This window comes from Janthinobacterium sp. GW821-FHT03C10 (assembly GCF_059420865.1).
On record NZ_JBWKUN010000003.1, the window covers coordinates 627,807 to 647,719 of the forward strand.

20 protein-coding genes are annotated in these 19,913 nt (G+C 58.8%); 14 read left to right on the forward strand and 6 right to left on the reverse strand.

Translation table 11 applies throughout. The annotated features are described in order from the left end of the window. Position 1: 1 nt before the first annotated feature. The 3 genes from rnhB to AC07VH_RS14020 are packed head-to-tail and all read left to right on the forward strand — an operon-like array spanning position 2 to position 2,653. Positions 2-640 carry a ribonuclease HII gene (gene rnhB / locus AC07VH_RS14010; RefSeq protein WP_489627834.1) on the forward strand — a complete coding sequence of 213 codons (639 nt, stop codon included), beginning with the start codon at positions 2-4 and terminating at the stop codon, positions 638-640. Continuing rightward, positions 637-1,422 (forward strand): TrmH family RNA methyltransferase, encoded by a 786-nt coding sequence (locus AC07VH_RS14015; RefSeq protein ID WP_475414232.1) that lies wholly within the window; start codon positions 637-639, stop codon positions 1,420-1,422. The genes rnhB and AC07VH_RS14015 overlap by 4 nt, the downstream gene beginning before the upstream one ends. A gap of 22 nt (positions 1,423-1,444) precedes the next feature. After that, the gene (locus AC07VH_RS14020) at positions 1,445-2,653 is read left to right on the forward strand and encodes an aminotransferase class V-fold PLP-dependent enzyme (protein WP_494789134.1); all 1,209 of its coding nucleotides are present in this window, start codon (positions 1,445-1,447) and stop codon (positions 2,651-2,653) included. A gap of 36 nt (positions 2,654-2,689) precedes the next feature. Here the strand turns inward: AC07VH_RS14020 and AC07VH_RS14025 are convergent, their stop codons facing one another. From AC07VH_RS14025 to ppsR, 3 genes are all read right to left on the reverse strand, one after another. Further along, entirely contained in the window at positions 2,690-3,241 is a 552-nt protein-coding gene (locus AC07VH_RS14025) for a hypothetical protein (protein WP_494789135.1), read from the reverse strand. Positions 3,242-3,301: 60 nt separating this feature from the next. Beyond that, positions 3,302-3,613, reverse strand: a complete 312-nt coding sequence (locus AC07VH_RS14030; protein ID WP_494789136.1) for a hypothetical protein — start codon at positions 3,611-3,613, stop codon at positions 3,302-3,304. A gap of 648 nt (positions 3,614-4,261) precedes the next feature. After that, the gene (ppsR, locus tag AC07VH_RS14035; RefSeq protein WP_475414230.1) at positions 4,262-5,110 is read right to left on the reverse strand and encodes a posphoenolpyruvate synthetase regulatory kinase/phosphorylase PpsR; all 849 of its coding nucleotides are present in this window, start codon (positions 5,108-5,110) and stop codon (positions 4,262-4,264) included. Positions 5,111-5,262: 152 nt separating this feature from the next. Between ppsR and ppsA the strand changes: the two genes are divergently transcribed. The 6 genes from ppsA to AC07VH_RS14065 all read left to right on the forward strand — a co-directional run bounded on the left by ppsA (position 5,263) and on the right by AC07VH_RS14065 (position 10,847). After that, the gene (ppsA, locus tag AC07VH_RS14040) at positions 5,263-7,695 is read left to right on the forward strand and encodes a phosphoenolpyruvate synthase (RefSeq protein ID WP_070221573.1); all 2,433 of its coding nucleotides are present in this window, start codon (positions 5,263-5,265) and stop codon (positions 7,693-7,695) included. Positions 7,696-7,842: 147 nt separating this feature from the next. Further along, on the forward strand, positions 7,843-8,340 hold the full coding sequence (locus AC07VH_RS14045) for a Dps family protein (RefSeq protein WP_070304020.1): 498 nt from the start codon (positions 7,843-7,845) through the stop codon (positions 8,338-8,340). A gap of 177 nt (positions 8,341-8,517) precedes the next feature. Beyond that, on the forward strand, positions 8,518-8,934 hold the full coding sequence (locus AC07VH_RS14050; RefSeq protein WP_475414229.1) for an NfeD family protein: 417 nt from the start codon (positions 8,518-8,520) through the stop codon (positions 8,932-8,934). A gap of 15 nt (positions 8,935-8,949) precedes the next feature. Further along, complete coding sequence (locus AC07VH_RS14055; protein WP_326458630.1) at positions 8,950-9,894, forward strand: SPFH domain-containing protein; 945 nt, start codon at positions 8,950-8,952, stop codon at positions 9,892-9,894. A gap of 132 nt (positions 9,895-10,026) precedes the next feature. Further along, complete coding sequence (locus AC07VH_RS14060) at positions 10,027-10,209, forward strand: hypothetical protein (protein ID WP_494789137.1); 183 nt, start codon at positions 10,027-10,029, stop codon at positions 10,207-10,209. A gap of 329 nt (positions 10,210-10,538) precedes the next feature. Next, on the forward strand, positions 10,539-10,847 hold the full coding sequence (locus AC07VH_RS14065) for an H-NS histone family protein (RefSeq protein WP_010397665.1): 309 nt from the start codon (positions 10,539-10,541) through the stop codon (positions 10,845-10,847). Between the two features lie 311 nt (positions 10,848-11,158). Here AC07VH_RS14065 and smpB read toward each other — a convergent pair whose 3' ends face one another. Further along, entirely contained in the window at positions 11,159-11,608 is a 450-nt protein-coding gene (gene smpB / locus AC07VH_RS14070) for an SsrA-binding protein SmpB (protein WP_034784131.1), read from the reverse strand. Between the two features lie 93 nt (positions 11,609-11,701). On the opposite strand from smpB, the gene AC07VH_RS14075 reads away from it, so the two are divergent. From AC07VH_RS14075 to AC07VH_RS14095, 5 genes are all read left to right on the forward strand, one after another. Then, positions 11,702-12,133 (forward strand): type II toxin-antitoxin system RatA family toxin, encoded by a 432-nt coding sequence (locus AC07VH_RS14075; protein ID WP_035818194.1) that lies wholly within the window; start codon positions 11,702-11,704, stop codon positions 12,131-12,133. Then, positions 12,126-12,422, forward strand: coding sequence for an RnfH family protein (locus AC07VH_RS14080; RefSeq protein WP_475414227.1), 297 nt, complete (start codon positions 12,126-12,128; stop codon positions 12,420-12,422). Before AC07VH_RS14075 ends, AC07VH_RS14080 begins: the two co-directional genes overlap by 8 nt. Before the next feature lie 129 nt (positions 12,423-12,551). Further along, complete coding sequence (gene guaB / locus AC07VH_RS14085) at positions 12,552-14,012, forward strand: IMP dehydrogenase (protein WP_475414226.1); 1,461 nt, start codon at positions 12,552-12,554, stop codon at positions 14,010-14,012. 175 nt (positions 14,013-14,187) lie between these two features. After that, the gene (guaA, locus tag AC07VH_RS14090) at positions 14,188-15,798 is read left to right on the forward strand and encodes a glutamine-hydrolyzing GMP synthase (protein ID WP_489627830.1); all 1,611 of its coding nucleotides are present in this window, start codon (positions 14,188-14,190) and stop codon (positions 15,796-15,798) included. Positions 15,799-16,197: 399 nt separating this feature from the next. Beyond that, the gene (locus AC07VH_RS14095) at positions 16,198-17,394 is read left to right on the forward strand and encodes a tyrosine-type recombinase/integrase (RefSeq protein WP_489627829.1); all 1,197 of its coding nucleotides are present in this window, start codon (positions 16,198-16,200) and stop codon (positions 17,392-17,394) included. Between the two features lie 4 nt (positions 17,395-17,398). On the opposite strand, the gene AC07VH_RS14100 is transcribed toward AC07VH_RS14095, so the two are convergent. Both AC07VH_RS14100 and AC07VH_RS14105 read right to left on the reverse strand, forming a co-directional pair. After that, on the reverse strand, positions 17,399-17,800 hold the full coding sequence (locus AC07VH_RS14100; protein ID WP_494789138.1) for a helix-turn-helix transcriptional regulator: 402 nt from the start codon (positions 17,798-17,800) through the stop codon (positions 17,399-17,401). 808 nt (positions 17,801-18,608) lie between these two features. After that, positions 18,609-19,394, reverse strand: coding sequence for a DUF1845 domain-containing protein (locus tag AC07VH_RS14105; RefSeq protein WP_494789139.1), 786 nt, complete (start codon positions 19,392-19,394; stop codon positions 18,609-18,611). Positions 19,395-19,913 lie beyond the last annotated feature (519 nt).

Sequence of the window (19,913 nt, forward strand, 5' to 3'; positions counted from 1 at the left end):
CGTGAAAAATATCTATCCCGGCCTGTTTGACGACTTGCCATTCTCGCTCGACGAAATCATCTGCGGCGTCGACGAGGCAGGGCGCGGTCCGCTGGCCGGCCCCGTCTTCGCCGCCGCCGTGATCCTCGACCCGAACCAGCCTATCGACGGCTTGCGCGACTCGAAAAAACTAACCGAAGCCAGGCGCGAGCTGCTGGCGCCGCAGATCAAGGCCAAGGCTTTGGCCTGGGCCATCGCCGAAGCGTCGGAAGAGGAAATCGACCGCCTGAACATCCTGCAGGCGTCGATGCTGGCCATGCGCCGCGCCGTCGAAGCCCTGGCGACCGTGCCGACCCTGGCCCTGATCGACGGCAACCGCTGCCCCGTGATGCCGGTGCGCGGCATGGCGATCGTCGGCGGCGACGACAAGGTCGATTCGATTTCCGCCGCCTCGATCCTGGCCAAGACGGCGCGCGATGCGGCCCTGGTGCACCTGCATGCGGCCTATCCCGAGTACTGCTTCGACCAGCACAAGGGCTATGGCACAAAATTGCACCTGGAGCGCCTGCACCTGCACGGCGCCTCGCCCGTGCACCGCCGCTCGTTCGCGCCCGTGCGCAACGTGATCGCCCTGTTTGGCGGGCAGGAGGTGGTCGCATGAAGACGATTACCTCGCGGGACAATGCGCAATACAAGGATTTATTGAAGCTGGCGGGCAGTTCCCAGGCGCGCCGCAAGTCGGGCCGCACCCTGCTCGACGGCGTGCACCTGTGCCAGTCGTACCTGCAGCTGCGCGGCATGCCGGAGCAGTGCATCGTCAGCGAAAGCGCCTTGCAGAACCCCGAAGTGGCGGACATCGTCGGTCAGCTGGAAAGCCGGCGCGCGCACGTACTGGGCTTACCCGACGCGCTGTACCACGCGGTGAGCCAGGTCGAGCACGGCGTGGGCGTGATGTTCCTCATCGAGACGCCGGAACGGGCCGTCACGCAGCCCCTGAGCGTGTCGGCCGTGCTGCTCGATAACCTGCAAGACCCGGGCAACGTGGGCTCCATCCTGCGCAGCGCGGCCGCCGCCGGCATCACGCAGGTGTACTGCAGTGCCGGCACGGCGTTCTGCTGGTCGCCCAAGGTGCTGCGCGCGGCCATGGGCGCGCACTTCGTGCTCGACATCTTTGAAAACGTCGACCTGGCGGCACTCGTATCGAACGCCAAGGTGGCGACGCTGGCCACCAGCGGCTACGCCACCCAGCGATTGTACGACGTCGACCTGCGCCAGCCCGTCGCCTGGCTGTTCGGCCATGAAGGGCAGGGCGTGGCCGACGACCTGCTGTCGATGGCGACGCACCAGGTGGTCATTCCCCACCTGGGGCAGATCGAATCGCTGAACGTGGCCGCCTGCGCCGCCGTGTGCTTCTTCGAACAGCTGCGCCAGGGCCAGTCCTGACACTTTCACACCGAGGCCAGCCATGCCTGATTATCCTGTTTTTCCTTTGCTCGCCGACGGTGCCGCACGCGACGAGGCCTGGTGGCGCCAGGTCGCCGCGTTGTATCCCGCGCCGCCGGACGCCATCGTCAATCTGGAACACGGCTATTTCGGCGCCATGGCCGCCCCCGTGCAAGCGGCCTTCGAGCAGGCCGTGCGCTACACCAACGAGCAACTGAGTCCCTTCGTGCGCGGAGAATTCACGCGCACGCATGTGGATATCCTGCGCCGCCGCGTTGCCGCGCTGATCCATGCGCAGCCGCACGAGATCCTGCTGACCCGCAGCGGCACCGAGTCGATGCAGGTGCTGATCACGCAATACCACGGCCTGGCGCCCGGCGATACGGTGCTGTGGAGTAATCTCGACTATCCGGCCATGCGCACGGCCATGCGCTGGCTGGCGCAGCGCCGTGGCGTCACCAGCACGCAAGTCACCTTGCGCTTGCCCATCGGCGATGACGAGATCATCGCCCGTTACGCGCAAGCCATGCGCCAGGCCGTCAAGCCGAAATTGCTGCTGCTGTCGCAGGTGGCGCCGGCCAATGGCCAGCAACTGCCGCTGCAGGCCATCATGGCACTGGCGCGCGAACACGGTATCGACGTGCTGCTCGACAGCGCCCATGCGTTGGGACAGCTCGACGTGGACGTGCAAGCCATGGGCGTCGATTTCGCCGGTTTCAATCTGCACAAATGGCTGGGGGCGCCGGCGGGACTCGGTGTCGTGTATATCCGTGCATCGCAGCTGCACAAGATCGAGCCGCATTGTGGCGACGACGATTATCCGCTTGACGATATCCGCAGCCGCCTGCACATGGGCATGCCGCCGATCGGCGCCATCCTGGCCGCGCCTGCCGCCTTGGACTTCCATGCGCGCCTGGGCGGCACGCCGGCCAAGACGGAACGCCTGGCCTGGCTGCGCAATTACTGGGTCAGCCGCGCCGCGCAGCTGCCTGGCGTGCGCATATTGTCGCCGCTCGATGCCAAGCGTGGCACGGCGCTGGTCGCCTTCGCCGTCGACGGCATGAGCGCGCGCGATCTGCAGCAAGCCTTGCTGCAGCGCTTTGGCATATTCACCGTGCAGCGCAATGTCGGCGATGCCGACATCGTGCGCGCCACGGTGGCCGTCACCACCACCACCGGTGAACTGGACCGGCTGGTGGCGGCGCTGGAGGTGCTGGGCAGCGAGGCATAGCGGCAGGTCCGCCAGGCAAGCCGGCTGTGCGGTGACTTACAGTTTCAGCTCAGCGATCTTGCGCAGGCCCTGTTCGACATTGTTACGTGCCGCACCTTCCGTCGCCAGGCGCAGGCGTGTGGTTCCTGCGAAAGCGTCGGTGGCGCTGGCCGTGTATTCCGACTTGATGGCTTCCTGCCATACCTTGCTGCTGTCGCTGGCGCGTATCAGTGTCCAACCCATTTCCAGGCCCACAGTAAAGGAAAAGCCGAAATTGGGCTGGACGACGTTGACGATGTTGACGGTCAGCAGGTAGTCGCCGCCCTTGCCGGGCACCACGCGCGAAAAGGTCTTGGTTTGGTTGATCGCTTCGGTGACCGCTTTCGCCAGTTCCGCGTTGTCGATCTGCGATTTACCCATGCTGTCGGTGTCGCTGCCTCCGAGCGCCGCCACTGACACCGATTGTGGGTGCTGCTGGCTTACTTTCAGCGTCACCGGCACCATTGCCTGATAGGTGACGGGTGATGCGCAACCGCCCAGTGTCAGCAGAGTGGCAACGACAGGGATGGCGAGCAGGCGCGCTGCAGGGAATGGCAGAATTTTTTTCATGGTATGGGGAGTGGATGAGTGAACACGGCGCGGTTTGCCGCAGGCAGCAAACCGCAGGATTTACTGCGGCGAGGCGGAAAAAATATTGTTCAGCACTTCATCGACCATTTCGTCGGGCGACTTGCGTGCCATCGAGGTATGGAAGGAATTGCCAGTGGCAAGCGGGAAGCTGGTTTTCGGGTCGCGCAAGTTGACGCTCAGTTCCACCATGTACATGGTGATATCCCACACCCACTTATCGGCGTACGTGACGGCGACATCGGCGTTGTACGGTCCCTCCAATACAGGACCGTTGGTCACCACATAGCCGCGCTTTTCCAGATTAGCCTTGATGATCTTGTCGATATGGCGCCCGTCTTGCGGTAACTTCACCACGTAGACGCTTTTGATGCTGTTCAGATCGGTTCCCGGACTGAGCGAGCTGGTGGCTCTATTGACAGCGCAGCCGGTCAGGGACAGAGCCGCCAGCATAGTGCAGCTTGAAGCAAAAACGGAAAGGGTATTACGTTTAAACATACTATGATGGCCTAGGTGGTAACGCGATCGAGCAAAATAATGTTCGCGCGGTGCAGAACTCTTATTTGCTTTTAAGAAATAAAATAATAATGCATTTTTGATAAATAGGAAAGTGTAAAGATTGAGTTTTCAGCCCGCTGCGACCTGGCCTGCCACGCCGGATCACCGTAGTTTGGTCAGGGACCTCGAAAGGGAGTTTTTGATCACTGGCCAGTCGGGGATGACTGCAGCAGCGAGTATGGTCGTGGAAAGTGCGAAAGATATTTTAAGAGCAAGCCTTAAGCGGCATGGTAAAAGCATCGCTGGCCACGCGGTTTTGCTTTGCTCTGAATCCAATACCGTTACGACGATGACGGCCGCCGCCAGACCGCCAGACCGCCAGCGCAAGCCACTGGCAAGACCTCGGCCAGCGGCAGTGCCACTTCAACATGCGATAGCCTGGGCCACCTTGCAGACACCTTGCTTTCGACTTGATGCCTGCGCTACGCGGCGGACCTTTTTGTGTCAATACTCGCGGCGGTTCGGCTTGATCTCTTGCAGGATCGTCGTGGAGATCTCCTCGATCGACTTGGTGGTCGACGAGAGCCAGCGGATGCCTTCGCGTTTCATCATCTTTTCCGCCTCGTTGACCTCGTAGCGGCAGTTTTCAATCGCCGCATACTTGCTTCCTGCGCGTCTTTCGTTGCGTATTTCCGACAAACGTTCGGGCGTAATGCTTAATCCGAAAATTTTATTCTTAAATTCCAGCAGGGCCGATGGCAGCTTGTCGCGCTCGAAATCGTCGGGAATCAGCGGATAATTGGCCGCCTTGATACCGTATTGCATGGCCAGATACAGGCTGGTCGGGGTCTTGCCAGAGCGCGAAACACCCACCAGAATGACATCGGCCGAGGACAGGTTCTTGTGCGACTGGCCATCGTCGTGCGCCAGCGAATAGTTGATCGCCTCGATGCGGTTCTTGTATTCCTCGCTGTCGACGATGTTGTGCGAACGCCCGATGGTATGGGTCGACATCACGCCCAGTTCCTGCTCCAGCGGGGCGACGAAGGTCTGGATCAGGTCCATGTGCATGCCGCTGGACTTGCGGATCACGGCCGACAGGTCGTTCTTCACGAGGGTGGAGAAAATGATGGGGCGCTGGCCATCGGCGGCGAAGGCTTCGTTGATCTTGCGCGCCGCCTCGTAGGCCTTGTCCATGGTGTCGATGAAGGGCAGGCGGATCTGGCGGAAGCGCAGATCGAACTGCGTCAGCACCGAATGGCCGAAGGTCTCGGCGGTGATGCCGGTGCCGTCCGAAACGAAGAAGACGGTGCGGGCCGCGGCGGGCAGAGGAGGGCGTGGTTCTTGTGTCATGGGTCTTTGGATCGAGATTGTGCGTCGTCAATTTGCGCCGCACAAGGTAAAATGGCTGTAACGGTATGATTGTGCTGCACGACGCCAAGAATAACAAGAAGACTGTCTGTGCGCCGCGCGTAAAGATTTCTATCATCAGTAAGGGTGTCATTATGACCAACGCAGTATCGCAACAGCAGGAAGACAAGGACGCGGTGTATGTTGCCTCGTTCGAGCATTTGCGCATGACGGATGTCGAATCCGTCGGCGGCAAGAACGCCTCCCTGGGCGAAATGATCAGCCAACTGGCGGAAGCCGGCGTGCGCGTGCCCGGTGGCTTTGCCACCACGGCACAGGCATTCCGCGATTTCCTCTCGTATAGCGCCAACGGCGGCTTGCCGCTGGCCGAACGCATCGCCCAGCGCCTCGAAGGGCTGAACATCGATGACGTGCGCGCGCTGGCGCAAGCCGGCGCCGAGATCCGTCAATGGATCGTCGAAACCCCGTTCCAGCCACGCCTGGCCGCTGAAATCGATCAGTTCTACGCCAAGCTGGTGGCCGATTCCGACACGGAAATGTCGTTTGCCGTGCGTTCCTCGGCCACGGCCGAAGACTTGCCGGACGCGTCTTTTGCTGGCCAGCAAGAAACCTTTCTGAACGTGGTCGGCATCGACAACGTGCTCGAAGCCATGAAACAGGTATTCGCGTCGCTGTACAACGACCGCGCCATCTCGTACCGCGTGCACAAGGGCTTTACGCACGCCGAAGTGGCCTTGTCGGCGGGCGTGCAGCGCATGGTGCGTTCCGACCTGGGCGCGGCCGGCGTGATGTTCACCATCGATACGGAATCGGGTTTCAAGGACGTGGTCTTCGTCACCTCCAGCTATGGCCTGGGTGAAACCGTGGTGCAGGGCGCCGTCAACCCCGACGAATTCTATGTGCACAAGCCGATGCTGGAAAAGGGCAAGTCGCCCGTGATCCGCCGCAATATCGGCTCGAAGCTGCTGAAGATGGAATTCACGAACGAAGCGAAAGCCGGCCGTTCCGTGAAAACCGTCGACGTGCCCGTCGAAATGCGCAACCGCTACTCGCTCAACGACAGCGAAGTGGTGGAACTGGCGAAATATGCCGTCATCATCGAAAACCACTACGGCCGTCCGATGGACATCGAGTGGGGCAAGGATGGCCGCGACGGCAAGCTGTACATCCTGCAGGCACGCCCTGAAACCGTCAAGTCGCAGCAAAAGGCGACCGACGTGCAGGAACGCTTCAAGCTGAAGAGCACCGGCACCGTGCTGACGTCGGGCCGCGCCATCGGCCAGAAGATCGGCGCCGGCCCAGTGCGCGTGATTCACGACCCGGCCGACATGGAACGCGTGCAGCCAGGCGACGTGCTCGTTGCCGACATGACGGACCCGAACTGGGAACCGGTCATGAAGCGCGCGTCGGCCATCGTCACCAACCGTGGCGGCCGTACTTGCCACGCAGCAATTATCGCCCGTGAACTCGGCGTGCCGGCCGTCGTCGGCTGCGGCGACGCGACCGACGTGCTCAAAGACGGCACCTTTGTCACCGTCGTGTGCTCCGAAGGCGACGAAGGCAAGATCTACGATGGCTTGCTGGAAACGGAAGTATCGGAAGTGTCGCGCGGCGAACTGCCGAAGCTCGACACCAAGATCATGCTCAACGTGGGCAATCCGCAGCTGGCGTTCGACTTCCAGTCCGTGCCGAATGCGGGCGTGGGCCTGGCGCGTCTGGAATTCATCATCAATAACAATATTGGTGTGCATCCGCGCGCGATCCTCGAATACCCGAACATCGATGCCGACCTGAAAAAGGCCGTGGAATCGGTGGCGCGCGGCCACGCTTCGCCGAAGGCGTTCTATATCGACAAGCTGGCCGAAGGCATCGCCACCATCGCCGCCGCGTTCTGGCCGAAGAAAGTCATCGTGCGCCTGTCCGACTTCAAGTCGAACGAGTACAAGAAGCTGATCGGCGGTTCGCGCTACGAGCCGGACGAGGAAAACCCGATGCTGGGCTTCCGCGGCGCGGCGCGCTACCTGTCGGCAGACTTCTCCGAAGCGTTCAACATGGAATGCGAAGCGATGAAGCGCGTGCGTAACGACATGGGCCTGACGAACGTGGAAATCATGGTGCCATTCGTGCGTACCCTGGGCCAGGCCGAGAAAGTCATCGACCTGCTGGCGAAAAATGGCCTGAAGCGCGGCGAGAACGACTTGCGCGTCATCATGATGTGCGAAGTACCGTCGAACGCCATCCTGGCCGACCAGTTCCTCGACCATTTCGACGGCTTCTCGATCGGCTCGAACGACCTGACCCAGCTGACCCTGGGCCTGGACCGCGATTCCGGCATGGAATTGCTGGCCGCCGACTTCGACGAGCGCGATCCTGCCGTGAAAGCCCTGCTGGCCCTGGCCATCAAGGCTTGCCTGGCACGCGGCAAGTACATCGGCATCTGCGGCCAGGGGCCTTCCGACCATCCGGACTTCGCCGTCTGGCTGATGGAGCAGGGTATCGAGTCGATGTCCCTGAATCCCGACTCGGTGATCGATACGTGGCAAAAGCTCGCTGCGCTGAAAGCGTAAGCGTCTTTCCCGTCCGCTGAAAAACCCGCTGCCGCTGACCCGGCAGCGGGTTTTTTTATGCCTGCCATGGGGCGCACGGGAGTATCCGATGGGCTTGCGCCAGATCAGCTAAAATGATTCCACCAATACATTGAAACGGGAGTTCACATGGCAAGCAAGAAACCGAGCAAGGTGGCAAAGATCGACATCGGCATTTCCGAGGCGGACCGCGCGAAGATTGCGGAAGGCCTGTCCGGCCTGCTGGCCGACAGCTACACCTTGTACCTGATGACCCATAATTTTCACTGGAACGTCAAGGGACCGATGTTCAACACCCTGCACCTGATGTTCATGACGCAATACACGGAGCAGTGGGCCGCGCTGGACCTGATCGCCGAGCGTATCCGCGCTCTCGGCTATCCGGCGCCCGGCACCTACAAGGAATTCGTCAAGCTTGCTTCGATCAAGGAAATCGACGGCGTGCCGCCGGCCCTGGACATGGTCAGCCACCTGGTGGCGGCGCAGGAAGCGACCGCGCGCACGGCGCGCCGCCTGTTCCCGCTGCTGGAAAAAGCCAATGACCAGCCGACGGCCGACCTGATCACGCAGCGCCTCGATCTGCATGAAAAGACGGCGTGGATGCTGCGCAGCCTGCTCGAGGAATAATTGGCTGGTCTGGCGGCGCTAATTCGCCCCCGGCTATTGACGTCATCTGGAATTGCGTTAGACTGCTTGTATATAGGTGTTTGGCAAGAATAATATCAGGCAGTACAGCGCATTAAACCCCGTCGCTTATATAGGCTGCGGGGTTTTTTATTTTGGATTCACAAAGATGGAGGCATCATGGCTGAATGGGTAGGCTGGTTTGTAGCGGCTGGCGCGGTATTGATCCTGGAGCTGTTCACGGGCACGTTTTATCTGCTGATGATCGCCATCGGCATCAGTGCCGGAGGATTGGTGGCGCTGGCCGGCGGAAATGGCAGTTGGCAGGCCTTGACGGCCGCCGTGGTCGGCGTGGCGGCTACGCTGTTATTGCGGCGCAGCCGTTTTGGCAGGGCGGGGCGGCGCGATGCGGCGCAGGATCCGAATGTGAATCTGGATATCGGCCAAAGCGTGGCGGTCGCGCATTGGGTCGATGGCGTGGCGCGCGTCATGTATCGCGGCGCCTTGTGGGATGTGGAACTGATACCCGGCAGCGATACGCAGGCCGGTCATTACACGATACGTGCCGTGCGTGGAAGCCGTTTGATTGTTGGATAACCTGGAGAATAGATTATGGAAGTAAGTATCGGAAGCATGTCGCTGATCTTGTTATTGCTGGCGTTGGTATTTGTCTTCAAGACGGTCAATGTGGTGCCGCAGCAGCATGCGTGGGTGGTGGAACGTTTGGGTAAGTTCCATGCGGTATTGGGGCCTGGCCTGAATATTGTCGTGCCTTTTGTTGATCGTATCGCTTACAAGCACGTGCTTAAGGAGATTCCACTCGACGTGCCGCCGCAGGTGTGCATTACGCGTGACAATACGCAATTGCAGGTGGATGGTATTCTGTATTTCCAGATTACCGATGCGATGCGTGCTTCATACGGCTCGTCGAATTATATTGCCGCCATTACGCAACTGGCGCAAACGACCTTGCGTTCGGTGATCGGTAAAATGGAACTCGACAAGACATTTGAAGAGCGCGACCATATCAATACGGCCATCGTGAATGCCATCGATGAATCGGCGGCGAATTGGGGCGTCAAGGTATTGCGCTATGAAATCAAGGATTTGACGCCGCCCAAGGAAATTTTGCATGCGATGCAGGCGCAGATTACGGCCGAGCGCGAAAAGCGCGCGCTGATTGCCGCCTCGGAAGGGCGCAAGCAGGAGCAGATCAATATCGCCAGCGGCGAGCGGGAAGCGAATATTGCCCGTTCGGAAGGCGAGAAGCAGGCATCGATCAACCGCGCCGAGGGCCAGGCCACGGCCATCGTCGCGCTGGCGCAGGCCAGCGCCGAAGCGTTGCGCCAGGTGGGCGCCGCCATCCGCGAGCCCGGTGGTGAAGATGCCGTCAACCTGAAAGTGGCCGAGCAGTATGTGGGCGCCTTCGCGCAATTGGCGAAAACGAATAACTCGATTATCGTACCGGCCAATCTGGGCGATATGAGCGGTTTGATCGCTACGGCGATGCAGGTGGTAAAAACGCAGAAACCGAAAAGCGGCGTGGCCATTCCTTGATTGCCTGCCGCTTGGGTGAATAGCAAATCCGTAGCATGTTTGTTGTCCAAACTGCCCGCTGTATAGCGGGCAGTTTGCATTTGCGCCGCCATGATTATCTGGCAGCAGCCGGGAAGGAGTATCTGCAGGTGAATGCGTAACGCTGAAAATATTTTCTTCATGCTATGCTGTGCGCACTTTCGGGATTATGTGCTGTCGTGCGGCGCTGATTTCTTTGAATGGCGTAAAATCTGCCGCGCATGCATGGTGATGATTGCGCCGATGTCCGGTGCGGATGTCGGGATCGGGTTGGATGCGATGGGCGATGGGCGATAGTATTGGCCCATGTCTATTTTTGAATTGTTATTTAGAATTACTATAAATTGCAATGAAACAAAAATTACTGCAGAATAAATGCGGCCGATGGCGCTGTATTGCATCGCCACCGCACCAGGCAGGGGTAGAGGTACTTGCGCAGACGGTTCATGTGCGCTGTTCCCTCCTTGATTGATGATTTACATCGCTTGAAAGCCGGGGGAGTCGGTTTTTTGGTAAAAGAATTGTAAAAAACAATCAAATCTTTAGAAAAAATCACCTCAGTCGCGTTACAATTGGATAGAATTTAACTGTTCAGTTATATTTTTCAACTCACACAAGGAAATATCATGGATCTGTCCAGCTTATCCCTGTCCGAACTGCGCACCTTGCAGGACGACATCAAGAAGCAAATGAAGAAACGCGAACAGGACGATCTGTCCAAGGCGCGCGAACAAATACTGGCGATTGCCCAGAGCGTCGGCGTTTCCGTAAAAGACCTGGTTGGTACGGGCATCCGCGCTAAAACCGGCACGGTTGCCGTACGCTATCGCAATCCGGACGACGCGACGCAGCAATGGACTGGCCGTGGCCGTCAACCGAAATGGGTCAAGGAGTGGACCGATTCGGGCAAGTCGCGTGATCTGCTGAAGGTTTGATTCTGAAGGCGTAAAAAACCGTTCATTCGGATGCTTGTCCTGTGGAGTCGTGCAGGGGTAATACCAGGCAGCACGCAAGCATCCGGAACTTTACTGTTGTCTTGGGCCAGGCAGGCCAAGCTGATGCATATCGCCGTATTTCCACGGTATTTTCGCCAATACCAGTCTTTCTCCCGCTATATCTCTTTCTTTCCCTGTTTTATTCCCCTCGCGCTGAGTTTTTCCGCTGGCCGCAGGCAATCGGCAAAATAAAACCCGGCATATAGCCGGGCTTGCTGGTATCGGCGCAGCATGCTGCGCGCAGTGCCGGATCAGCGGCGGTGCGACTTCATTGCCGCCTGTACTTCGCGCGCGCCATCGCGGTCGCGTTCCGCCGCCCGCTTGTCGTGCTGTTTCTTGCCTTTGGCCAGACCGATTTCGCATTTCACGCGGCCGCCCTTGTAGTGCAGGTTGAGCGGCACCAGGGTGTAGCCGGAGCGTTCCACCTTGCCGATCAGCTTATCCATTTCCGCGCGGTGCAGCAGCAGCTTGCGCGTGCGCACCGCTTCCGGGTGGATGTGGGTGGAGGCGGTCGGCAGGGCGCTGATATGCGCGCCGAACAGGAAGAGTTCATCGCCGCGGACGACGACGTAGGCTTCCTTGATTTGTACGCGGGCGTCGCGGATGGCTTTGACTTCCCAGCCTTCCAGTACGATGCCCGCTTCGTAGCGATCCTCGATAAAGTAGTCGTGGAAGGCTTTTCTGTTGTCTGCTATGGTCATGAGATGGTAAATGTGCGCGGGTCGGTTAAACTACTGTCTCGCGCAAGCGCGATAAAATCAAATGTATCCAACATCATAGCAAATGGTTCTTCAATGGCAGTAGTACATAAATCAGTTTTTCTCGGCTATAGCGCCGAACAAATGTTCGCGCTGGTGGCGGCGGTGGAGGATTATCCCAAATTCCTGCCCTGGTGCGGTGCGGTCGAGATTCGCGAGCGGGGCGAGAACACGGTTGTCGCCAGCGTGGGCATACATTACCACGGCGTGCGTCAAAGCTTCACCACGTCCAACGAGAACGTGCCGCCGACTTCCATCAAGATGAAGCTGGTGGACGGTCCTTTCAAGACCCTCGACGGCGTGTGGACCTTCAAGGCTCTGCGCGAAGATGCCTGCAAGATCGAACTGGACCTGCACTACGAATTTTCCAGCCGCGTGCTGGAGCAGATCATCGGCCCCGTCTTCGGCATGATCGCCAACAGCATGGTCGATTCCTTTTGCAAGCGCGCGGAGACCGTGTATGGCTGAGGCCAGCATTCAGGTGCAAGTCTGTTACGCCTTGCCGGATAGCAGTTTCCTGCGTACCTTGACGGTGCCCGCCGGCACCACCATCGAACAGGCGGTGACGCAGAGCGGCTTGCTGCAGGCCATCCCCGGCATCGACCTGGCCATCAATATGGTGGGCATCTATGGCAAGAAGAAGCCTTTGGATACCGTATTGCACGAGCATGACCGGGTGGAGGTGTATCGTCCCCTGCAGGCGGACCCGAAAGAAGCGCGCCGGCGCCGCGCTGGCAGCAAGCCCGCCAAGGCCTGAGGGCGGTGCTTGCCTGGCCGCTACATGGCGAGGGTCATTTTTTTGCCATTTTTAAATATCTTTTCTATGCTGCAAGGACGGAGGGCGCTTTTTTCTGTATAATCTGCTTTTGCGCCAATAGGAAATGCTATGCGTCTACTTCAAAAAGCACTCACATTCGATGACGTGCTGCTCGTCCCAGCCTACTCCAACGTTCTGCCCGCCGATACGTCCCTCAAAACTCGCCTGACCCGCAATATCACCCTGAATATTCCCTTGCTGTCCGCAGCCATGGATACGGTGACGGAAGCCCGTCTGGCGATCGCGATGGCCCAGGAAGGCGGCATCGGCATCATCCACAAGAATTTGAATCCGAAGGACCAGGCACGTGAAGTGGCCCGCGTAAAACGTTTCGAAGCTGGCGTGCTGCGCGATCCGATCACGATTCCGCCGGACATGAAAATCCGCGACGTGATCGCCCTGACGGAACAATACGGCATCAGCGGTTTCCCTGTCGTCAAAGGCAAGGAAGTCGTCGGCATCATCACCAACCGCGATTTGCGCTTTGAGCAGGAACTCGACGCGGAAGCTTCCGCCAAGATGACCCCGCGCGAAAAGCTGGTGGTCGTCAAGGAAGACGCCGATACGGCCGAAGCCAAGCGCCTGATGAACAAGCACCGCCTCGAGCGCGTGCTGGTCGTCAACGACGCGTTTGAACTGCGCGGCCTGATCACCGTCAAGGATATCCAGAAGTCGACTTCCCACCCGTTCGCGTCGAAAGACAGCCAGGGCAAACTGCTGGTCGGCGCTGCCGTCGGCGTGGGCGCCAAGGATGAAGAGCGCATCGACCTGCTGGTCGCCGCCGGCGTCGACGTGCTGGTGGTCGACACGGCCCACGGCCACTCGCAAGGCATTCTCGATCGCGTACGCTGGATCAAGACCAAGTACCCGCAAGTGGAAGTGATTGGCGGCAACATCGCTACCGCCGCCGCCGCCAAGGCGCTGGTGGAATACGGCGCCGATGCGGTCAAGGTCGGCATCGGTCCTGGTTCGATCTGCACCACGCGTATCGTCGCCGGTGTGGGCGTGCCGCAAATCACCGCCATCTCGAACGTTGCCGAAGCTTTGGCCGGCACGGGCGTGCCATGTATCGCCGACGGCGGCATCCGCTTCTCGGGCGATATCTCGAAAGCGCTGGCAGCCGGCGCCTCGACCGTCATGATGGGTTCCATGTTTGCCGGTACGGAAGAAGCACCGGGCGAAGTGATCCTGTACCAGGGCCGCAGCTACAAATCGTACCGCGGCATGGGTTCGCTGGGCGCGATGTCCGATGGTTCGGCCGACCGCTATTTCCAGGATGCCACCATGAAGGCCGACAAGTTCGTGCCTGAAGGTATCGAAGGCCGCGTGGCCTACAAGGGCAGCGTGCTGGCGATCATCTTCCAGCTGGTGGGCGGCGTGCGTCAATCGATGGGTTACTGCGGTTGCGCCACCATCGACGAACTGCGCGAAAAGGCAGAATTCGTGGAAATCACCTCGGCCGGCATGCGCGAGTCGCATGTCCATGATGTGCAGATTACCAAAGAAGCCCCTAACTACCGTTCAGAGTAAGCGTACTGGAGAAACTGTCCATGACTGCGTTCCAGTGCCTCGCCGTACTATTCGTACTGTCTTCGGCACTGCGCCTTGCCCTGAACAGTTTTCCAGCTACGCTATTGTGGTAGCGACAGACCAGACCGGCGCCTAGTGCGCCGGTTTTGTAATGACCTCAGATAAAGTCCCCATCATGCATTCTAAAATCCTCATTCTCGATTTCGGTTCCCAAGTCACCCAGTTGATCGCCCGCCGCGTGCGCGATTCCGGCGTGTTTTCCGAAGTCTTCCCGTATGACGTCAGCGACGAATTCGTGCGCAACTATGGCGCCGCCGGCGTGATCCTGTCGGGCAGCCACAACTCCACGCTGGACGGCGATTCGCCGCGCGCGCCGCAAGCCGTGTTCGAGCTGGGCGTGCCCGTGCTGGGCATCTGCTACGGCATGCAAACCATGGCGGCCCAGCTGGGCGGCAAGGTGGAAAACGGCCTGGTACGCGAATTCGGCTACGCCGAAGTGCGCGCCCGCAGCCACACCAAATTGCTCAACGGTATTGCCGACTTTGTCACCGACGAAGGCCACGGCATGCTGAAAGTGTGGATGAGCCATGGCGACAAGGTGCTGGAAATGCCGCCAGGCTTCAAACTGATGGGCAACACCCCAAGCTGCCCGATCGCCGCCATGGCCGATGAAGAGCGCCAGTTCTACGGCGTGCAATTCCATCCGGAAGTGACGCACACGGTGCAGGGCAAGGCCATGATCGGCCGTTTCGTGCATGAGATCTGCGGCTGCAAGTCGGACTGGAACATGCCTGACTACATCAGCGAAGCGGTGGAAAAGATCCGCGCGCAAGTCGGTACCGATGAAGTCATCCTGGGCTTGTCCGGCGGTGTCGATTCGTCCGTGGCCGCTGCCCTGATCCACCGCGCCATCGGTGACCAGCTGACCTGCGTCTTCGTCGACCACGGCCTGCTGCGCCTGGACGAAGGCAAGATGGTGATGGACATGTTCGCCAAGAACCTGGGCGTGAAAGTCATCCGCGTCGATGCGGAAGACCAGTTCATGGGCCACCTGGCCGGCGTCACCGACCCCGAGCAGAAGCGTAAGATCATCGGCCGCGAATTCGTCGAAGTCTTCCAGGTGGAATCCGGCAAGCTGGTCAATGCCAAATGGCTGGCGCAAGGCACGATCTACCCGGACGTCATCGAATCGGCCGGCAAGGGCAAGAAGGGCCAGACCATCAAGAGCCACCACAACGTGGGCGGCTTGCCGGACACCATGAAGCTCAAGCTGCTCGAACCGTTGCGCGAACTGTTCAAGGACGAAGTGCGCAAACTGGGCGTGGCCCTGGGCTTGCCGCATGACATGGTCTACCGCCACCCGTTCCCGGGCCCGGGCCTGGGCGTGCGCATCCTCGGCGAAGTCAAGAAAGACTACGCCGACCTGCTGCGCCGCGCCGACGCCATCTTCATCGAAGAACTGCGCAATACGCCGTATGAACCGGTGGTGGTGCCTGGCTTCGACCAGGATAGCGTGCCGACCAACTGGTACGAAGCGACGAGCCAGGCTTTTGCCGTCTTCCTGCCCGTCAAATCGGTGGGCGTGATGGGCGACGGCCGCACCTACGAATACGTGGTGGCCCTGCGCGCCGTGCAGACGCAGGACTTCATGACGGCGCATTGGGCGCACCTGCCGCACAGCCTGCTGGGCAAGGTGTCGAACCGCATCATCAATGAAGTGCGCGGCATCAACCGCGTCGTCTACGATATTTCGGGCAAGCCGCCGGCGACCATTGAGTGGGAATAATCTCCCGTCCGGCACCGTAAGGTAACGCCGGGTCAATGCAACAGCTAAGCCCCTGATTTTTCAGGGGCTTTTTTTATTTTGTCTGGCAAACGCAAGCAACCCATGGCAGAGCCAAGCACGTTTTTTTGTGGGTATTTTTAAGGGGACTCAAATTGTCGTGGGGAATATTTAACATTTGGTTCTTACTGGTCATTTCCACGGCGAGGGTATCAATGAGGGTATTTTTTTATGCCAAGTCATTGATTTTAAGGTTAATTTTAGGTTCCGGGGAAGCTCGTCGGGGCGAGGGTATCTAGGCCTCGCGAGTGGCAGTGGATATCACTTTTTTCGTACTCAGTGATTGATTGTTTGAAATGCGCCCGGTGCCGGTACAGACTTGTGAATGAATGGGAGGTGCCCATGCTGACCGATACAAAATTGAAAAATCTGAAACCAGCTGAAAAAGCCTACAAGGTGCCGGATCGTGATGGAATGTATGCAACGGTCCTTCCCAGTGGCACGATCTCGTTTCGCTATAACTACCGCGTCAATGGCCGATACGAAACCTTGGTGCTTGGACGGTACGGCGCCGGTGGCTTGAGTTTGCAAGACGCGAGGGAGCGCCTGCAGGACGCCAAGAAAGCGCAATCGGAAGGCAAGTCCCCGTCGCGGCTCAAAGCCCAATTGCGCAATCAGTTGGCCGATGGAGAGCCTTTTAGTGTGTGGGCCGAACGTTGGTTATTAAAGTACAAAATGGCGGAGTCGACGCGGGATATGCGGCGCTCGGTGTACGAACGCGATCTGAAACGCCCCTTTGGCAGTCTCCTGCTGCATGAGATTACGCACAACGAGTTGCGTTCCGTATGCGACGCCATCCTCGCACGTGGCGCCCCCGCGACGGCCGTGCATGTGCGCGATATCGTGAAACTGGTCTTTAAGTACGCAGAACAAAGAGGACAGAAGGTTGAAAACCCTGCGGATCTGGTTGCTCCCTCATCCATTGCCGTATTTGAGCCGCGCGACCGCGCGTTGGGTGCCGAAGAGATCGCGCTGTTCTACGAACATATCGAATACGTGCAGTGCGCGCCGACCTTGCGTCTGGCTTGCAAATTACTATTACTCACCATGGTGCGCAAATCCGAACTGACGGACGCAACATGGAGTGAGGTGAATTTTACCGATGCTCTATGGACCATTCCGGCCAGGCGGATGAAGCGTCGCAACCCCCACAACGTCTATCTGTCACGCCAGGCGCTCGATATGTTCGTCGCGCTACGCACCTGTGCTGGTACGTCCCCTTACATTTTGCCATCGCGATATGACCCTGATGTGCCGATGAATGGTGCTTCGCTCAATCGCATCCTGGTGTCAGTCTGTGCCACGGCACGAGACTGTGGGAAACAACTGGCCGATTTTTCGCCGCACGATTTACGGCGAACAGCATCGACCCTGCTGCACGAAGCCGGCTACAACACCGATTGGATCGAAAAATGTCTCGCCCACGAGCAGAGGGGCGTGCGAGCCGTCTACAACAAGGCTGAATACGCGGTTCAGCGCCGGACCATGCTGCAGGAGTGGGCAGACATGATCGACGCCTGGACAACGCAGAGAGATTAGGGTGTTACCTGGAAGGGCTGCGTGGCACTGGGTGTGCCTGCGGCACGCCAGGCAGACGTGCGGCCGTCTGCTGTTCGGCGATCCATGCATCCACCTCGTTGAGGTCCCAGGCAACTAGGCGCGAGGTAATAGTAAAACGCCGGGGAAATTGCCCGCTTTTTTCAAGGTTTAGGATAGTGCGCTCGCATAGCGGCACTTTTTGTAAGAGCTGGCGGCGTTTAATGAGAACCCGGCCAGGTACATTGAGTTCGCTCTCGGTCAAGACACGTACTGCGCGAGGAGAGCGGCCGGTTTTCGGGCTAGACCGACGCTGGCGTTTGAGATTGCCGGCAAATGTTCGCAGGCCAATGGCAGGGTGCATCAAGTTGGTAAACGGCGAATGGTTCGAAGGGGGGATATATTTCATGATGAGCTGTCTCCATGATCGATGACGGATGACGAATCATCCTGCTCCATGGTGGCCGCGCTGATCCTGGGCATCAAGTTGAAAACCGGCATATTTCGGTGGTATTTCACGGCAATTGCGTGAAGGCGCGGTGGCCGCTGTTAGTGGCGTGTGGCCGATGGATTGTCACCCTGTGGAAAAGAGATGGCATGGGAACGGCCTGTGAGACATTTCCTGCGCTCAGGACCCTGGCGAGGTGTCCATGTCCGCTGCGTTCCTGTTGTGTCTCTACTGCGATGGTGCTGGCATCGTAGCCCGGAGCAATAGAGATGAGAAGTGCGCTGGACGGCTCTCAGCGTTGGCACGAACATCTCTTCGAAAAGGTGAAGCGTGCCGGCGCAGGAAGTCCATTGAATACAGAGCGGTGCATGTGTGGCAATGACATCCAATTCGATGCAATGGTTCAATCCGTAGGATTCCCGCTCGTCCTCCGTTAACACTCCGCATGCGAACAACACCTTGTCGTGGACATGGCACCATTCGATCAGGCGCCGGACATCATGCGGGTCGAACCTGGTTGCCTGCTCAATCACCATGATTGCTATGCCGCTGTGTCGTTGCGGCGTCTCCAGAGCCAACATGCTGTCGCCTCTTGGCTCCACCCGATAGGACCGACCAAATGCGACTTCCATCGCTGCTAGGCACCATGCCGGTGCCGCAGGCGCTTCACTGCAGAGTAACATCTTAAGGCACATGGCTTCCTCCGTGCCGGTTGGTTGGGGGATAGACTTCCTATCCGGGATGCGGGTAGGAAGGCTTGTAAGGCTCGTCAGGGACTTGCCGGAACCTCTTCGCTGAATGGGGCGACTGGAGTGCTTAAAACCTGCTCAGGGGCCGGATTTGGTGCCGGATGGTCTGCTCGTTGCGTCACTCCGGTGAACGCTGGAGAGGTGGCTGAATCATCGCCCTGGGAGGGGAGGCTGCTCGGTGCGGTGGGCTTGCGCTCGGATGCTGGCAGTGCATTGATGCGTTTGAGCAGGCCGAGGGATAGCGCGCGCGTGGTAGCGGTGACCGCTCGTACGGTTTTCTTGATCTGCGATTTTTCGGTGATGAGCTGGCTTGTCGAGAGCACCTCGTCAATGCACAAGGTTTCGAGCATGGGCATGAGCTGGTCGACTTTGCTGATCAATTCCAGTAAACGCCGGCCAAACATGGAAAAGACTTTTGCTTCGAGGGCGAGAGGTTCGATGTCGTAGCTGGCCAGTTCGTGGATGCCATGTTGATGGCATAGTTTCTCGAAGGCGACGATCCGCTGGTTGGCAAGGGCAATGCGCGCGTCAAGCATGGTGCGCAATTCCTGCTCCACTTGATCGACATCCTCGGCTGGTAATTTCATCCTGGCAAAGACGGAAATAAAATGGAAATTCGCTTGTGATACGTAGAAGCAGCGCAAGTACAAACGCTTGCCTTCCGGACTGGCGAGCGAGATATTGACCTTGCGGCTCGCTGATTCGACGCGTGTCAGATCGGCGGCGGCCTCTTTGGCCAGCAACTTCCTGTTGGTTTCGCCATAATCACGCGTGACGATTAAATGGGTGGGAGCTGGGTAGTTCATGGTGATGTCCTCGAAAATGCCCATTGGGCTACATAACATGGTGTACTCACCATCCTGTTGATTCAAGAGGAATGCGCGGAGCTTTGGAAGCGTATTTGCGGGTACTGTGTTCGCCATTCGGATACGTCGATACCCTTAAGGATGCGTACGCCACTGCGTGATCCCGGTGCCGGTGGATTTGCCGGAAGCATTTTTCGTCGAACCTGTGTTGACAGCCCGGGGAGGGCGACCTAAAGTTATATCGCAGCAGCTAGCCCTGCATCGTCTGGCAAGCCTGATCAATTGCGCCCAGCGCGCCGCAGCACCGGTTGGACCGTCTCCTGTTTCCAGGCGTGACGTCCGTGTTCCTGAATAACGAGAGTGTTTTGACGCGCCACGCGCACCGCGCCGTTACGTCAAAGCACTTTGCATGCGTTTTCAGGACGGTAGCTGGCATCCCCGCCGAAACGGCATCAGCCGACAGTATCAAGCCAGTCAATTGAAGTTCCGGTGCGTCGCAGCAACCGGATGATCTATTTC

Excerpts from the sequence above, each read along its gene's own strand:
- AC07VH_RS14025 (WP_494789135.1), bottom strand. The coding sequence starts at position 3,241 with ATGAAAAAAATTCTGCCATTCCCTGCAGCGCGCCTGCTCGCCATCCCT.
- AC07VH_RS14080 (WP_475414227.1), top strand. The coding sequence starts at position 12,126 with ATGGCTGAGGCCAGCATTCAGGTGCAAGTCTGTTACGCCTTGCCGGAT.
- smpB (WP_034784131.1), bottom strand. The coding sequence starts at position 11,608 with ATGACCATAGCAGACAACAGAAAAGCCTTCCACGACTACTTTATCGAG.
- ppsR (WP_475414230.1), bottom strand. The coding sequence starts at position 5,110 with ATGACACAAGAACCACGCCCTCCTCTGCCCGCCGCGGCCCGCACCGTC.
- AC07VH_RS14055 (WP_326458630.1), top strand. The coding sequence starts at position 8,950 with ATGGAAGTAAGTATCGGAAGCATGTCGCTGATCTTGTTATTGCTGGCG.
- AC07VH_RS14050 (WP_475414229.1), top strand. The coding sequence starts at position 8,518 with ATGGCTGAATGGGTAGGCTGGTTTGTAGCGGCTGGCGCGGTATTGATC.
- guaB (WP_475414226.1), top strand. The coding sequence starts at position 12,552 with ATGCGTCTACTTCAAAAAGCACTCACATTCGATGACGTGCTGCTCGTC.
- AC07VH_RS14100 (WP_494789138.1), bottom strand. The coding sequence starts at position 17,800 with ATGAAATATATCCCCCCTTCGAACCATTCGCCGTTTACCAACTTGATG.
- AC07VH_RS14020 (WP_494789134.1), top strand. The coding sequence starts at position 1,445 with ATGCCTGATTATCCTGTTTTTCCTTTGCTCGCCGACGGTGCCGCACGC.
- guaA (WP_489627830.1), top strand. The coding sequence starts at position 14,188 with ATGCATTCTAAAATCCTCATTCTCGATTTCGGTTCCCAAGTCACCCAG.
- AC07VH_RS14045 (WP_070304020.1), top strand. The coding sequence starts at position 7,843 with ATGGCAAGCAAGAAACCGAGCAAGGTGGCAAAGATCGACATCGGCATT.
- ppsA (WP_070221573.1), top strand. The coding sequence starts at position 5,263 with ATGACCAACGCAGTATCGCAACAGCAGGAAGACAAGGACGCGGTGTAT.
- AC07VH_RS14095 (WP_489627829.1), top strand. The coding sequence starts at position 16,198 with ATGCTGACCGATACAAAATTGAAAAATCTGAAACCAGCTGAAAAAGCC.
- AC07VH_RS14065 (WP_010397665.1), top strand. The coding sequence starts at position 10,539 with ATGGATCTGTCCAGCTTATCCCTGTCCGAACTGCGCACCTTGCAGGAC.
- AC07VH_RS14075 (WP_035818194.1), top strand. The coding sequence starts at position 11,702 with ATGGCAGTAGTACATAAATCAGTTTTTCTCGGCTATAGCGCCGAACAA.
- AC07VH_RS14015 (WP_475414232.1), top strand. The coding sequence starts at position 637 with ATGAAGACGATTACCTCGCGGGACAATGCGCAATACAAGGATTTATTG.
- AC07VH_RS14105 (WP_494789139.1), bottom strand. The coding sequence starts at position 19,394 with ATGAACTACCCAGCTCCCACCCATTTAATCGTCACGCGTGATTATGGC.
- AC07VH_RS14060 (WP_494789137.1), top strand. The coding sequence starts at position 10,027 with ATGCGTAACGCTGAAAATATTTTCTTCATGCTATGCTGTGCGCACTTT.